General features: G+C 68.5%; 10 protein-coding genes and 1 pseudogene. 4 read left to right on the top strand and 7 right to left on the bottom strand.

Going from position 1 to position 15,331, the window contains the following annotated elements:
- Window positions 1-43: 43 nt before the first annotated feature.
- Window positions 44-1,045 carry a LacI family DNA-binding transcriptional regulator gene (locus ACFVV1_RS25385; protein WP_389993291.1) on the bottom strand — a complete coding sequence of 334 codons (1,002 nt, stop codon included), beginning with the start codon at window positions 1,043-1,045 and terminating at the stop codon, window positions 44-46.
- Between the two features lie 235 nt (window positions 1,046-1,280).
- Here ACFVV1_RS25385 and ACFVV1_RS25380 point away from each other — a divergent pair, with 235 nt between their 5' ends.
- The 3 genes from ACFVV1_RS25380 to ACFVV1_RS25370 all read left to right on the top strand — a co-directional run bounded on the left by ACFVV1_RS25380 (window position 1,281) and on the right by ACFVV1_RS25370 (window position 7,403).
- Entirely contained in the window at window positions 1,281-2,423 is a 1,143-nt protein-coding gene (locus tag ACFVV1_RS25380; protein WP_389993288.1) for a mandelate racemase/muconate lactonizing enzyme family protein, read from the top strand.
- A gap of 299 nt (window positions 2,424-2,722) precedes the next feature.
- Entirely contained in the window at window positions 2,723-4,816 is a 2,094-nt protein-coding gene (locus tag ACFVV1_RS25375) for a DUF6351 family protein (RefSeq protein WP_389993285.1), read from the top strand.
- Window positions 4,817-4,949: 133 nt separating this feature from the next.
- Window positions 4,950-7,403: a S8 family peptidase gene (locus tag ACFVV1_RS25370; protein ID WP_389993283.1), complete on the top strand. Its 2,454-nt coding sequence runs from the start codon at window positions 4,950-4,952 to the stop codon at window positions 7,401-7,403.
- 133 nt (window positions 7,404-7,536) lie between these two features.
- Here the strand turns inward: ACFVV1_RS25370 and ACFVV1_RS25365 are convergent, their stop codons facing one another.
- The 5 genes from ACFVV1_RS25365 to ACFVV1_RS25345 form a co-directional block, all read right to left on the bottom strand.
- A complete protein-coding gene (locus ACFVV1_RS25365; protein ID WP_389993280.1) occupies window positions 7,537-7,851 on the bottom strand; it encodes a hypothetical protein in 315 nt (104 codons plus the stop codon).
- Window positions 7,848-8,015, bottom strand: coding sequence for a hypothetical protein (locus ACFVV1_RS25360; protein ID WP_389993403.1), 168 nt, complete (start codon window positions 8,013-8,015; stop codon window positions 7,848-7,850). The genes ACFVV1_RS25365 and ACFVV1_RS25360 overlap by 4 nt, the downstream gene beginning before the upstream one ends.
- A 334-nt stretch (window positions 8,016-8,349) precedes the next feature.
- Window positions 8,350-10,014 carry an ABC-F family ATP-binding cassette domain-containing protein gene (locus ACFVV1_RS25355; protein WP_389993277.1) on the bottom strand — a complete coding sequence of 555 codons (1,665 nt, stop codon included), beginning with the start codon at window positions 10,012-10,014 and terminating at the stop codon, window positions 8,350-8,352.
- Between the two features lie 79 nt (window positions 10,015-10,093).
- Window positions 10,094-11,728, bottom strand: a complete 1,635-nt coding sequence (abc-f, locus tag ACFVV1_RS25350; RefSeq protein WP_389993274.1) for a ribosomal protection-like ABC-F family protein — start codon at window positions 11,726-11,728, stop codon at window positions 10,094-10,096.
- 595 nt (window positions 11,729-12,323) lie between these two features.
- On the bottom strand, window positions 12,324-12,797 hold the full coding sequence (locus ACFVV1_RS25345; protein ID WP_389993271.1) for a hypothetical protein: 474 nt from the start codon (window positions 12,795-12,797) through the stop codon (window positions 12,324-12,326).
- A 156-nt stretch (window positions 12,798-12,953) separates the two neighbouring features.
- Between ACFVV1_RS25345 and ligD the strand changes: the two are divergent.
- Window positions 12,954-13,878 (top strand): annotated as a pseudogene (gene ligD / locus ACFVV1_RS25340) (non-homologous end-joining DNA ligase).
- Between the two features lie 413 nt (window positions 13,879-14,291).
- Here the strand turns inward: ligD and ACFVV1_RS25335 are convergent.
- Window positions 14,292-15,014 carry a dienelactone hydrolase family protein gene (locus ACFVV1_RS25335; RefSeq protein WP_389993268.1) on the bottom strand — a complete coding sequence of 241 codons (723 nt, stop codon included), beginning with the start codon at window positions 15,012-15,014 and terminating at the stop codon, window positions 14,292-14,294.
- Between the last annotated feature and the right edge of the window lie 317 nt (window positions 15,015-15,331).

The following is a 15,331-nucleotide window of genomic DNA, read 5'->3' as shown; positions in this document are numbered from 1 at the left end:
CGTAGTGCGGTGCTTTGCTCGTTGTGGTGGTGTGCGCCGTGGATCAGTGGGCGGGTGCGGGGCCCGTCGAGGCGCGGGGGATCAGGCGGGAGCCGATCTCCACGAAGGGGGAAGTGACTTCACGTCCTTGTCCAGCACGGGCTGCTGTGTTCGCGATCGTCTCGATCAGGAGGTCCCCCGCGCGCGTGGCGATCTCTTCGGGGTCGATCCTGATCGTGGTGAGGCTGGGGGTGGAGACGGAGGCGAGCAGCGTGTCGTCGATGCCGATGACGCTGACGTCGCGCGGCACGCTCACGCCGAGGTTGGCCATCTGGTGCAGCACGCCGAGGGCGACCAGGTCGTTGTGGGCGATCACGGCCGTCGCGTCGTGGGCGGCGACGAGGGTGGCGGCGTGCACCCCTGTCTCGAACCGCGGCTCGTACGGGCCGAGCTCGGACAGGGAGAGGTCGAGCGCTTCGAAGGACTCCTGGATGGACTTGCCGCGGCTCAGCTCGGCGCGGGACGCGTTGATGAAGACGCAGCGCCGATGGCCGTACGCCTTCAGCTGCTCGGCGGCCTGTGCGATGCCGGCGGACAGTGAGATCCGGACCTCGGGGATGCCCGGCACATGACGGTTCACCACCACCAGCGGCATCTGGCCCGCGAGTTCATGGAGTCGGCCCTCGGTGAGGGTGGAGGCCCACAGGATCAGGCCGTCGACCCGCTTCGATACGGCCGCGATGGCGGCCAGCTCGTCCGCCTCGCGCTCGTCGCTGTCGGCGACCAGGACCGTGTAGCCCAGGTGCCGGGCGCGGGCCTGCATCGCCTTGATGATCGGCGGGAAGAACGGGTTGGCGATGTCCGGGACGATCAGGCCGAGTGTTCCGGTGCCGCCGCCGCGCAGTGAACGGGCCGCCGGGTTGGGGGAGTAGCCGAGCTTGGCCGCGGCGTCGAGGATGCGCTGCCGCGTCGTCGGCTGCACCTGGTCGGGTGCGGTGAACGCACGGGACACCGTCGACACCGAGACGCCCGCAGCGCTCGCCACCTCCCGGATCGTGACTGCCACGGACGGCCTCCTCGTCGTCTTGAGCCGGGGGACCCCGGTCGTCTCGCATCTGGATCCTGCGAATGCGGTTGATGTTTGCGAACGTTCCCATGACGTGTCAAGACGTGTGTCAGGACTATTTCATCGAGGAAAACCTTCTGGATGCACGGGTCTTGCGCTTCGACTCGACTGCTGCCGATGATGTGTTCTCAAGAACGGCACTGAAATTGCGGGAACGTTTTCATAGAGGAGTGGCATGAAGATCACCGGCCTGGAAGTGCTGACTCTCCCCGACCACGGCGACAGCATGATGCTGGTCGTGGTCGACACCGACGAGGGCATCCACGGCCTGGGCGAGGTCGGCATCAGGTCGCGCCAACGGGCGGTCGCGGGCGGTCTCGAGCACCTCGCGGAGCTGATCGTCGGCGAGGACCCACGACGGATCGAGCACCTCTGGCAGGTGATGTTCCGGCGCGGGTTCTTTCCCGCCGACCGCATACTCGGCGCCGCCATCGCAGCGGTGGACGTGGCGCTTTGGGACATCCGCGGCAAGGCGCTCGGCGTACCGGTGCATGAACTCCTCGGCGGCCGGGTGCGTGATCACGTACCCGCCTATGTGCATGTCGGCGACGGCTACCACGACCGCGCGTGGTTCCTGGACCGCTGCCGCGACCTGGTCGCCGAGGGCTGGCGTCATCTGCGGTTCGCCTCGCCGCACGACGCCGACGGCACGCTCGACGCCCGCCGTTGCCTGCGCGACTCGGTCGACCTCTTCCACCAGGTGCGGGACGCGGTCGGCGACGAGGTGGAGCTGATCCTTGACGTCCATACGCGCCTGGATCCGCCGGAGGCGCTGACCTTGTGCCGGGAGATCGAGGCGGCCCGCCCGTACTTCGTCGAGGACCCACTGCGCTGTGAGAACCCGGACAGCTACCGCATGCTGCGGACCCGCACCGGCGTACCACTGGCCGCAGGTGAGCAGTACGGCTCCAAATGGGAGTTCAGGACACTCATCGAGGACGACCTCATCGATTACGCACGCGTGGACGTCGGGGTGGCCGCGGGCCTGACCGAGGCGAAGAAGATCGCGGCGATGGCGGAGACCCACCACATCAAGCTCGCCACCCACAACCCGCTCGGCCCGGTCACCGCCGCTTCCTCGCTCCAACTCAACCTCGCCTGCCCCAATGTGGCGATCCAGGAGCACCAGACCGACCCCGATCCGGCCATCGCCGCCCTCTTCACCGCGCGGCCGACGATCCTGCCGGGGCGGGTGGAGCTGAGCGAACTGCCCGGCATCGGCGTCGACATCGACCGGGAGGCGGCGCGCCGGTACCAGGCCGCGGCGGCCGAGCGCCCGCACTTGCGCACGGCGGACGGGGCGTTCACCAACTGGTAGCCGGGCAGGGCCGGTCGGCCGCGCGGGCCCGCCCCCGCGGAATCGAAAGCCGCGTACAACCCTTGTGTCCCATCCGGTACCGAACGGGAGGCCGGACAAGAAGCGGGTCCCCTTCCGGTTACTGGCTGGGAAGCCGCACACCATGACAACGGGGCATCCGCATCACCGTCCCGGCGGGCCCACAGCCCGTGTCTGCACACTGAGCACGAATTCCGACTCCAGAAAGTGAGGCGAGTTCCGTCGTGTCGTTCAGAGGAGCCGCGAGACCGGTCGAACTGGGCCTTGCCGGCATAGCGTTCATGGGCGTGCTGGTAGGCGCGTCGGCGACCCCGGCCGGCAGCCAGGAACGCGAGAAGCTGCAGGTGACGGCCGTGTCGTCGCGGCCCGGCACGGTGTCGGGAGACGACGCCCTGATACGTGTCGAGGTGCCCGTCTCCATAGCGGCCGACAAAGTCCGGGTCGAGGTGGAAGGCCGAGACGTGACCTCGAGCTTCCGGCCGTCCGGCGAAAATGCGCTGATGGGCGTGGTGAAGGAGCTGTCCAAGGGCGACAACAGGCTCACGGCCAGGGCTCAGGGCGCGGACGCCGGACAACTGACCCTGAAGAACCACCCCATCACGGGGCCGGTGTTCGCCGGGCCGCACGAGCAGCCGTTCGTCTGTGACACCGCCGAGTTCAAGACGGTCACCGGCGGCACCCTCGGGCAGCCGATCGACAAGGACTGCTCGGTCAAGACCCGTGTCGATTACATGTATCGCACCACGGCCGGCAAGTTCGTTCCGTTGCCCGACGAGAACGTCCTTCCCGCCGACCTGGCGACCGCCACGACGAGCGCGGGCAAGAAGGTGCCGTACATCGTCCGCGTCGAGACCGGCACCATCAACCGTGGCATCTACGAGACAGCCGTGCTGCACGACCCGAAGTCCGGCACCCCCGACCCGCTGCAGCGTGGGCCGGGCTGGAACGGGCGCCTCGTGTACGGCTTCGGCGGGGGCTGTAACGGCGGCTGGTACGTCCAGGGCCGCAACACCGTCGGCATCATGAATGACACGTATCTGAGCAAGGGCTATGGCGTCGCATCGTCCACGCTGAACGTCTTCGGCAACAACTGCAACGACCTGCTGGCCGCCGAGACCATGAGTATGGTCAAGGAACGCTTCGTGGAGACGTACGGCGACCCGGCCTTCACCATCGGAAACGGCTGCTCCGGCGGCTCGTACCAGACCCACCAGATCGCCGACAACTACCCGGGTCTGCTGGACGGCATCCTCTCCGGCTGCAGCTTCCCCGACGTCGGCTTCGGGACGATTCAGACGCTCAGCGACGCCCAGCTCCTGAACCACTACTTCAAGGAAGTCGCACCGGACGCTTTCACCAAGGACCAGCAGAAGGCGGTCTCCGGGTTCGGCAAGTGGGAGAGCATCGGCAGCCTGGCCAGGGCGGGCGGCCGTATCGACCCCACGGTGTTCTGCCCGCCCCAGCTGCCCGAGGGGCAGCGCTACGACCCCGACACCAATCCGGACGGTGCCCGCTGCGACGTCTACAGCCACACCGTGAACGTCTACGGCGAGGTGCCGGAGACCGGGAAGGCGCGCAGGCCGCTCGACAACACCGGTATCCAGTACGGACTTGAGGCCCTGAACAAGGGGACCATCGACGTGGACCAGTTCATCGACCTGAACCGGCGCATCGGCGGCCTCGACGACGACGCCAAGCCCGCCGCCGAGCGCACCGTCGCCGATCTCAAGGCGGTACGGACGGCCTACCGCACGGGCCGCATGCTGAACGGCGGTGGCGGTCTCGCCGACGTTCCGATCATCGACTACCGCGACTACACGGACGACGCGGCGGCCGGCGACATGCACATGCGCTTCCACTCCTTCTCCACCCGTGCGCGCTTGGACAAGGCCAACGGCACCCACGCCAACCAGGTCATGCTCACCCGCTCCAACGGGCACGGATTCACTCTCGCCGGGATGCTGTCCGACATGGACCAGTGGCTCACCGGCATCAAGGGCGACTCCGGCAACGACGCCCCCATCGAGAAGATCGTCCGCCACCAGCCGCAGGGTCTCACGGACGCCTGCTGGACCCGCGGCATCGGTGCGAAGAAGATCACGGAGCCCCAGGTCGAGGGCATCGACAACACCGAGTGCAACACCCTCTACCCGGTGTGGACATCGCCGCGTATGGTCGCCGGAGCCGATGTGGCCAACGACATCGTCAAGTGCCGCAAGCGTCCCGTGGTCCGCTCCGACTACCGAGTGCCGGTGACCGACGGCCAGTTCGAGGATCTGAAGGCGATCTTCCGAACCGGTGTCTGCGACTGGTCCCAGCCCGGGGCGGGTCAGCAGGGCCTCGCCGGTACATGGCTCTCCTTCGACCCGAAGTGACGGGATCGCGGCAGGTGAGCCAATACGGGGGCGGGCGCGACCTCCCGCTTTGGCATCAGTGATGGTGAGTTCCCGCGTTCGTCCAGGTCAGCACCTGTTTCCGGTCCGCTGAACGGGAGCTGGCCCGCGAGGCGTGGCCAGCGGCACCGACTACGCGCTGCGCCGGTGGTGGGCACGGCGCCGGTACCCGGCCGCCCGCCTGGCACGCACCGTCCAGGGCACGTCCGCCAGCGCTGCCACGTCACGGATCGTCCGGCTTCTGGTGCTTACTTCCAACGTAGATAGAAACGTGTCCGCCGACACCTTGTTCCGCTCCGGAAGCAGGAATAGCATCCGGCGCAATCGATCTTGGAGGGGTTTCGGAGTGTCGAACATAAAACGCGTGAAGCCGGCGCTGATCGCAGCGCTGATACCGATAGTGGTGCTCGGCGTCGCCGCGCAGCCGGCGATGGGGCAGGTGCCCCTGCCACCGCCGATCAAGACCTACGAGGGAGATCCCGGCCGGCTCGGCGACGCAGCGAGCTGGCGTACCCCTGAGTTCAACCGGGACGCCGGCCTGGTGTCGATGGGAGCCGAATTCGCCTACGCCGCCGGCTACTCCGGCACCGGGATGAACATCGGCGTCGTCGACTCGGGCGTCTTCGCCGGGCACGTCCGGGAGCACGGAAGCCTGGACACGAACTACGCGGTCGGGGACCGCTACTTCTCAGTGGAGGCCCAGGGCGGCCAGACGGGCCCCACGGCGGGGTTCTACAACCCGGCGCTCAACGACAGCCACGGCACCCACGTCAGCGGGACCATCGGTGCGAGCCGCGACGGCGTCGGCGAGACGCAACCGGCCGGGCCGGATGCCAACATGCACGGCGTGGCGTTCAACAGCAACGTGTACATGGGCAACACCGGCAAGACGGACGGCGTGCTGTACGGTCTCCTGCCGGCGAACGCGACCGCCGCGCAGACGCCGGACGACGCCTACATCGGCAATGTCTACCGGGCCGTGAACTCCGCCAAGACGGCGAACGGCGAGCCCATCAGGATCACCACCAGCAGTTGGGGTAGCCAGCCCAACACGGAAAACTACAACACGTATGACACGCCGCCCGGCAGCCCTGCGGGCTTCGGTCTGAACACGGCATGGCGCCTCTGGTCCACTCCGGACGGCGTCGTCGACGCGAACGGCAGCTCCGCCCACTGGCTGAACGGTGCCATCGAGGCCGCGCGTACCGGCACGGTCATCCAGTTCACCGCCGGTAACAGCGGCTACGTGAACCCGTCGCCGCGAGGCGCCGCGCCGTACTTCATGCCCGAGCTGGAGGGCAGCTGGTACACGACGTCGGGGATCAACCCCACCCTGGGGCGCACGTTCAACCCTGACGGCTCCGTCCTGGTCCCCGGCCAGCAGACGTTCAACCAGTGCGGCGTCGCGAAGTGGTCCTGCGTGACGGCGCCGGCCAACAGCATCAACAGCACGACCGTGTCGGTCGTCAACGGCGTGCCCGAGCCCCGTTACGGCAGTTCGTCGGGGACGTCGATGGCCGGCCCGCACTCGGCGGCCGCACTGTCGTTGATCATGCAGCGCTTCCCATACATGACCAACGAGCAGGCGCTCTACACGATGTTCACCACCGGCCGGCAGAACAACACGATCAGTGACGCGGATGGCAAGGCCGTGCTGAACCCCACCGCCGGCCAGACCGTGCAGGTGCCGGACGGCCGCAACGGCTGGGGCACGGTCAGCCTGCGGGAGGCCATGAACGGCCCGGGCCAGTTCCTGGGGCCGTTCGTCGTCGACACGCAGGGGCGCGACGACGTGTGGTCGAACGACATCTCGGACGTCGCGATCCGGGCCCGCCAGCAGGAGGACGCCGCCGAGGCGGCCGCCTGGGCAGCGACCAAGGCCGCCAAGGGCTGGACCAAGGGCCTGCCGGCCGGCGCGAGCGACGCCGACAAGTCGGACTACGCCATCGGGGTCCGCCGTGAGCAGGCCCGCGAGGCCCGCGCCTACGAGGGCAGCCTCACGAAGCGTGGCGACGGCACCCTGTTCCTCACCGGCAGCGAGGCCTGGCACGGGACGAGCACCGTCCTCGACGGCAAACTTTCGGTCGTCGGCTCGCACGCGAGCGCTGTCGACGTGCGCGGCGGAACGCTCGGCGGCAGCGGCACCGTGGGTGACAGCATCAACGTCAGCCACGGCGTGCTGCGGCCCGGTCTCACGGCCGACGAGGCCGCGCAGACCACCGGCGCTTCCGGCGCCGCAGGCAATGTCCTGAACGTCGGCGGGAACGCGACCATCGGCAAGCAGGGTCGCGTTGCCGTCACGATCTCCGGCGACCGGGACTACACGAGCGTCCGGGCGGCGGGGAACCTGGTGCTGGACGGTGAGCTGGACCTGGACGTGCGGGGCGAGCTGACCCCGGGCACCGTGTTCACGATCATGAGCGGTAGCTCGATCAAGGGCGCCTTCCACGCGCTGCCGGAGAACCGGGCCCTGAACGTGGGCGGTTACGTGTTCCGGGTGTCCTACAAGAACAACAGCATGACGCTGACCGTCATGCACGCGGTGCCGAACACGGGAAGTAAGCCGTGAGTCGTTAACTCAACTCGGCTTGACCACGGTCGAGCCGTGGTCAAGGGGCAGAAAGGAAGGGTGGGCCGCGACGCCGATCTCGGCGTTGCGGCCCACCGGTTCACGTGGTCATCTGTTGCGACCGGGCGTCGACTCAGCCGCGCCGAACCCGTGTCGCTCGGCCTCTGACCGCCGACGGAGCACCGTCTACTGGGCAGGCGCCGCCGGCCCGGAGTCGGCCACCCCAGTCCGGGTGGGCGGCGACGAACGCGTCGACGGTGTCGTCCCGGACCGCCTGCAGCAGTTGCATGCTGGTCGGGCTGAGGATCTCGGCGCTGCCGACGCCCGGCACGGTGCGGCTGTTGAACGTGCCGTTGTTGGTCTTGATCGTGGTGATCGAGTCGGGGCGGATCCCCCGCATGGCAAAGGCCCAGTCCTCCAGCGGGATGCCGCCGTCGTCGACGGTCATGGCCTTGCCGACCGCAGACAGCAGCCCGGCAGCTTGGTCGGCGAGTTCAGGCCGTCGGTCACCACCTGGTGCAGCACCGCCTTGATGAACTGCTGCTGGTGGCACTGCCGGCCGTAGTCGAAGTCGTGGTTCGCCAGCAGGTCCCGCTGTCGGACGAAGTCCAGCGCCTAGCTGGTCACAGCGGATTCACAGCTCCTACCTGCGATGTCCCGCTGATGTGCCCAGCGGAGGCAGACGGGTCGCTCTCTGTTTGCGGGTCCGCAGGTTCCTCTGCCCGGTCATCTCGTGCCGCCCGCCGCCGACGCACGGCCTCGGAGACCGCGTCTGACTGACGCCCGCCCAGGAACGCCCCGCCCGCAGAAGGGCCGACGCCCTCCCACCCGCACGACCCTCGGGAACCCCTCAGCGTGGTCGATGACGTCGCAGTGGTTGGTGTGCCTTCCGACCCAGTCGTCGAGGACGGGGACGACGGCGAGTGAGCGCCGGGTTGGCCCTCGGTCAGGACCGGGAACGGGCCGCCGCCGTGTTCTCCCGCTGACCGCGTCCCGGCTCCAATCGGATCTCGCGCCCCTGCCAACGTCGGCGAAGCCAGCGGTCGTGGCTCGCGAGGACGATCGCGCCCGGGCCGGTCCTCAAGGCCTCCTCCAGTTCGTCGCACAGGCGCGGGGAGAGATGGTTGGTGGGTTCGTCGAGCAGCAGCAACTGGGGCGGACGGGCCACCAGGAGGGCCAGCGCGAGCCGCCGGCGCTGGCCGACGGACAGCTGGCCGACGGGTTTGTCCAAGTCCGCCGCGTGCATCAGACCGAGCGAGCTCAGCGGCACCTTCTCGGCCCGCGTCGCCCCCAGCAACAGCTCGTAGGTGTCGTGGACTGTGCGGTCGTCCCGGTCGAACACGGTGTCCTGGGCGAGCAGCCCCACCGTCAGTCGGCTCCGCCTGCGTACCTCGCCCTCGGCGGCAAGTCGTCCGGCGAGCACGGCGAGCAGCGTCGACTTGCCCGCCCCGTTGCTGCCCGTGACCAACAGCCGGTCGGTTGCGGACACCTCCAGGGCGTCCAGAGTGAGTCGGCCAGAAACCCGTACGTCCCGCAGAGACACCAGGGACGGCGGGCCTTCCTCTGCCCGCGCGGCCAGTTCCCCGGCCGCGAACCGCAGGGGGCGCGGCGGCTCGGCGACCTGGGTGCGCTCCAATTCCTCCAGCCGCCGCGTGGCATTGCGCACCCGGCGGGAAATCTGGTTCTGCACCCGGCCCGCCCGGTGGCCGTAGCCCATCTTCTCGTTGTCCTGTCGTCCCCGGTCCGGCGCGACCAGGTGCGCTGTCACGCCCGCCGCGTGACGTAGTCCCTCCAGCTCCTCCTGCTCCTCGGCGTACCGCCGCTCCCAGCGCTCCCGCTCGGCGCGCTTCTCACCCAGATAGGCGCTGTAGTTGCCGCCGTAGCGGACCGGGCCGTCCACCGTCGGGTCGAGGTCGACCAGGTGGGTGCAGACAGCGTCAAGGAACGCCCGGTCGTGACTGGCGACCACCACCGTTGCGGGCAGGCCCCGGATCTGTTCCTCCAGGAAGGCGGCGGCGTCGTCGTCGAGGTGGTTGGTCGGCTCGTCCAGCAGCAGCGCCGACGGCCGTCGGACAAGCAGCGCGGCCAGGGCGAGCCGGCCTCGCTGTCCGCCAGACAGGGAGCCGAGAGTGCGGTCGTGCCCGACCGCGCCGAGGCCCAGCCCATCGAGCACCAGGGCCGCGCGGCGATCGGCGTCCCAGGACTCCCGGTCTTGGGCCTGCTCAAGCCGCCTGCCGTAGGCGTCGAGGAGTTCCTGGTGGCCGGGGGCGTCCTCGGGGACACGGGCGAGTTCCACGCCGAGCCGTTCGAGTTCCGTGACGTCCTCGCGGGCCTCACGCAGCGCCTCGTCCAGTACGGCCGTGATGGACGAGGCGGCCTCGAAAGGCATTTCCTGGTGCAGGAAGCCGATGTCACCGGGGCGCGAGACGCTTCCTGCGTCGGGTTGGTCCACGCCGGCCAGTACGCGCAGCAGGGTGGACTTGCCGACACCGTTCTCCCCGATCAGGCCGATGCGATGGCCGGGGGAAGCGGTCAGGGAGACGCCGTCGAGAACCCGTCGGCCCCCGAGGTTGCGGACGAGTTCGTGGGCGAGCAGAGCGGGCTGGGGCACAGAAAACCGTCCAACGTGATCGATGGTCGGCCCGCCGGGCACGGGGCCTCGGACGCGGGCCACTCAACACGCCGACGACTCACACCGCGGGGGCTCCGGTCTCCTCGAGAGCTCCGTCGGCGAGCCGCAGCCAGCGGTTCACCCCGATCTTGGCAAGGAACCGCTCGTCGTGGCTGATCACCATGAACGCGCCCTGGTAGGAGTCGAGCGCGCTCTCGAGCTGGCCCGCACTGACCAGGTCGAGGTTGTTGGTCGGCTCGTCGAGCAGGAGCAGATGAGGGGCCGGTTCGGCGCACAGCACGCAGGCCAGGGTGGCGCGCAGCCGTTCACCGCCAGAGAGTACCCCCACCGGCAAGTGCGCGCGGGCGCCCCGGAAGAGGAATCGGGCGAGCAAATTCATCCGCTCCGCCTCGGGCCGCTCGGGGGCGAACGCGGCGAAATTCTCCGCCACGGTGCGGTCCAGTTCCAGCAGGTCCAGGCGCTGCGAGAGATAGGCGATCCGTCCGTCGTTGCGCGTGATCTCCCCGCTGTCCGGCGCGAGATCGCCGGTGATCAGCCGCAGCAGGGTGGTCTTTCCGGCACCGTTGGGCCCGGTCAGCGCGATTCGCTCGGGGCCGCGGATAGTCAGGTCGACGCCGCCGTCGGCGAACACGGCCTGGCCGGCGTGGTGCACCTGCATCCCCTCGCCGAGGAAGAGGTTGCGTCCAGCGGGCACCTGGGTGTCGGGCAGTTCAAGGGTGAGGCGCTGTTCCTCGCGCAGGGCGCGTCCGGCCTCGTCGAGCCGGGCCTTGGCCTCGCTGACCCGGGACGAGTGCATCTGGCCGGCCCGGCCCGCAGACTCCTGCGCGCCGCGCTTCATGTTGCCGGCGAAGATGCGGGGCAGGCCTGCGTTCTTGAGGTTGCGGGCGGCGTTGCTCTGGCGGCGTTCGGCGCGCTCGCGGGCCTGCTGCATCTCCCGCTTCTCTCGCTTCAGCTCCTGCTCGGCGTTGCGGACGTTCTTCTCCGCGACCTCCTGCTCGGCGCGCACGGCCTCCTGGTACTCGGTGAAGTTGCCGCCGTAGAAGCGCAGTTCATCGCTAGCGAGTTCGGCGGTACGTTCCATGCGGTCGAGCAGTGCGCGGTCGTGGCTGACCAGGAGCAGGCAGCCGTTGAAGTCCGCCAGCACGTCGTAGAGCTTGTGCCGGGCTTCCAGATCGAGGTTGTTGGTCGGCTCGTCGAGCAGCAGCACGTCGGGGCGCCTGAGCAGCTGGGCGGCGAGGCCGAGGGAGACGACCTGGCCGCCACTGAGCGTGCTCAGGCTCCGGTCCAGCGCGAGGCCGCCCAGCCCGAGACGGTCGAGCTGGGCGCGGGTGCGCTCCTCGATGTCCCAGTCGTCACCGATGGTGGTGAAGTACTCCTCGCTCACGTCCCCGGATTCGACGGCGTCCAGGGCGCGGATCACCGCGGCGATGCCGAGCACCTCGGCGACCGTGAGGTTTCCGGTCAGAGGGATGCTCTGCGGGAGGTAGCCCAGGGTCCCGTTGATTGAAACCGAGCCGGTGGCGGGCTTGAGTTCTCCGGCGATCAGCTTGAGCAGCGTGCTCTTGCCGGAACCGTTGGGTGCGACCAGGCCCGTGCGGCCGGTGGCCACGGTGAAGGACAGGTCTGTGAAGACCGGGGTGTCATCAGGCCAGGTGAAGGAGAGGTTCGAGCAGACGATGGCAGCGTCGGACATGGAGCGACCTCGAAGAATTAAGGGCAGACAGACCTCTGCCCTGGGCAGTGTGGGAAAAAGGGGTACGACGAATCAGCCACGCCGGCAGCACTACTGAGCGCTGTCCGGTGGCTGGTCAAATCCGGATCTCACCCGGAGATGTCGTCTTCACCCACCACGTCTGCCACTCCTCGATTGCACAATGCAGTAACTCGTACCGTAGCAGGGGTTGCTCCCTGCCTGGTCCGGGCAGTGTTTGCCCGAGCAGCTTCAGCGTCGCTGCCATCGGTCCGACGCGTCGGCTGAGTCGAGAGCGGTAGGCGGACCTGACCGCCGCCAACCACCCCGCTGGCCAACTGAAGCGCTCACACCGGCCAACTGCGCTGCTCAGCCACAGCCTCAGATGGACTCCAGGGTCCTGAATGGTTGACCACCGGTCGACGAACTGGCCAGCTGCGGACCGACAGCAACCGCTGACCTGCGGGCTCGCCCGAATGCTGTGGCCATGCATACGCGGAGTCACAGGATCTGTGACGGACCGCGATCCGGCACCGGGGATGTAGTGGCGTGGGCGGCTGGCCAAGGCGGTCGGTACTCACGAATGGGCAACCCCTGATCAGTCCGTCGCCAGCGTGTCGGTGCCCATGTCTAGACGCATGGCTGTTCGGACGTCCGCCAAGGAATTCATCACCTCTGGGAAGATGCGTTCGCACTCCTCGTCGCCGTTCTCCATGCCCGTGCCGGTCGCGTCTCTCAGCTTGCGCACGCTCCGGAAGTACGTGAGTGCCGGCTCAACGACTGCGCGGGGCGCAAAGACCTCAAGCTGGTAGCGCAGTTCGTAGCACCTGGCAAACGTCTGCCGCGCCACTACGATGCGCTCAGCATCCGGAAGAGAGCGGTTAAGGACGATGACCTGTAGGTCGCTGCGAACCTGCGCAAGCGTCGCCAGGTAGGCGCTGTATAGCTCCCGCTTGTTGCGTCGCCACTCACCAGCCGTCTCGCGTCGGTCTTTGCGCACCTCCACGAGGACTGTCGATCCCATGGCGATGGTCGCACCGAGAAGTGTGGCCCCCAACGTTGTCCACTCCATCTCAGCAAGCTAAGGGAGATGTGCTGTTCGAGGTAGGGCGCCTTTCGGCGGTTGCCGTCCGTGGTTGGACTGCGAAGACCTGTCCTTCGCGCAATCATCGAAGGTGTGATTTCGAATTCCAGGCGCGCCCGGTTCGCGCCGCCGTATATCGCGCCGATGCTGGCCATGTCGGGACCGCTGCCCGCGCGGGATGAGGACTGGGCGTTCGAGGTCAAATGGGACGGTGCGCGGTGTGTCCTGATGACTGAAGGCGACGGTGCGGTCCACCTGGCCTCCCGGGCAGGCAGTGATGTCACCGTCACGTACCCCGAGTTGCAGACGATGGGCGGATTCTTGCGTGGCAGCAGTGTCGTCCTCGACGGCGAGGTCGTAGCCCTGGACCCGGCAGGGCGGCCGGATTTCGGGCTGCTCCAGCGCCGGATGGGTGTGGCGAACCCCCCGCCGTGCCACCCGTCTGGCACGGGAGATCCCCGTTCATCTGATGATCTTCGATGTCATGTTCCTTGACGGCCGCCTGCTGCTCGACTCCTCATACCGCGCGCGTCGCCAGATCCTGTCCGGCCTGGGACTGGCCGGTCCGCACTGGTCGACGCCCGCATCCCTTCACGGGCACGGTGCCCAGGCATGGGACGCCGTTGTGCGCGAGGGCCTGGAAGGGCTGGTCGCCAAGAGACTTTCTTCCCCGTATACGCCGGGAGTCCGTTCGCCTCACTGGCGCAAGACCAAGAGAGTGGAGACCCTGGACGTCGTCATCGGCGGCTGGACACAGAGCCGCGGTGCACCCCGGGGCATGCCGGGTGCGGGTGCGGTCCTGGTCGGCGTGGACGCGCCGGACGGTCTGCGGTACGTAGGGTCGGTGGGCTCGGGGATGTCCGGACGTGAGCGCGGCGAACTCGCCTCGTACCTGGCAGTCCTCGCTCGCACCGAGTCGCCGTTCACTGACCCGGTCCGGGTGGCTGACGCGCACTGGGTCGAACCGCGACTGGTTGCGGAAGTCGCCGTCCTCACGTGGACCGCCGCCGGTCGTCTGCGTCATCCGGTCTGGAAGCGGCTGCGGCCGGACCCGACCCGGCTGGACTGAGTATCGGACAGCGGCGTTCGTCTCCCGCCCTGCTCCGCGTCGTAGAGCATGCCAGCGCCAGCATTTCTGCCTCTTCTCAGCGAAGTTAGTCGCCGCAGATGCCGCTGACCTGGGTGGACCGGATTGGCTGAGACAGCCGTCACGGCTTGGGATGCCCCGCTCGCCGGGGACGCTGTCCTTGGACAGTGAAGCCAGTCGCCATGTCATCCAATCGAGGCGTTTGACACCGAACCTAGGCGTCCACGCCCTCGCGCCGCCCCGACCGCCCGGTAACGCCGTTGGCCGGTACCGCCGCGATCGGGGCGGTTGTGCATCTGCCGGGCGCCGTCATCGAGGAGGGCCGGGGCCTGTCCTCGATGACGGCATCATGGCCGACGCCGCTTACCGTCTGCTGCTGGCCTGACGGCCCGGCCTCACTTCAGGTGCCGGCCGAAGAACCGGTCCCCGTCCTCCACCTCGAACCACGGGGTACCGACGTGTCCGCCCAGATTGGCGTGCAGCGTCTTCTCCTTGCTGCCGAAGGCATCGAACAGGTCCAGTGCCCGCTGCCGGGGGTTCCCCTCGTCGTCCCACTGCAGCAGGAACAGCAACGGAACGGTGACCTGCCGGGCCTCTTCGCGCTGGGCGCGGGGCACATAACCCCCGGCGAAGAAACCGGCGGCCGCGATGCGCGGCTCGACCACCGCCAGCCGAATGCCGACGGCGGTCCACCCCGAGTACCCGACCGGGCCGCCGATCTCGGGCAGCGCAAGGAGGGCGTCCAGGGTGGTCTGCCATTCCGGGACCGCCTTTTCGACCAGCGGGCCGATGAAGGACTCGAAGATCTCATCGACCGGCTCGCCGGCCTGCATCGCCCGGCGGAGGTCGGCGCGAGCCTGCTCATCAACGGCGGAACGGGGCCGGTCACCGCACCCGGGGGCGTCGATGGAGGCCACCGCGTAGCCGTACGCCGCGGAGTGCCGGGCCCGGGCCACCAGCCGGGATTCCCCCTTGGGCAGGCCGTTGTTGTGGGCCATCAGGATCAGCGGGGCCGGTGCGGGGGATTCTGGCGTCCACAGGGTGCCGGGGATCTCGCCGAGGGTGAATTCGCGCTCGAGGACGCCGTCGTCGAGGCGCTGTTCGGAAGTGAATTGCATGGTCGTGCCTTTCGGGAGTGCTCTTGAACGGCGCTCCCGGACGACCTATCGCCCGACCGTGACTCCGGAGGAGAGCACCCATGTCAATACGTTCACGGGTACCACCTCCTCGTTCTCTCGCACGGCCTCCCGAAAGTTAGCAGTGGTCGCCGTGGTCCGCCAAACGGGTTTTTGCGGAGGCTCTGTGGCTGGATGCCACGGAGCCACTCGCCTAAAGGCCAAGGCCGTGTGGTCAAGGGCTTCGGGCCTTGGCCCGGGCCTGGTACAGCTGCGACGATGCCGCCGCCATGAGCCTCCGTGGTGGGCCGGGCGCGCCC

The sequence above is a fragment of the Streptomyces sp. NPDC058092 genome, from assembly GCF_042884935.1.
GTDB lineage: Bacteria > Actinomycetota > Actinomycetes > Streptomycetales > Streptomycetaceae > Streptomyces.
The sequence above is the reverse complement of the archived record's forward strand: the minus strand, read 5'-3'. Positions and strand labels throughout refer to the sequence as shown.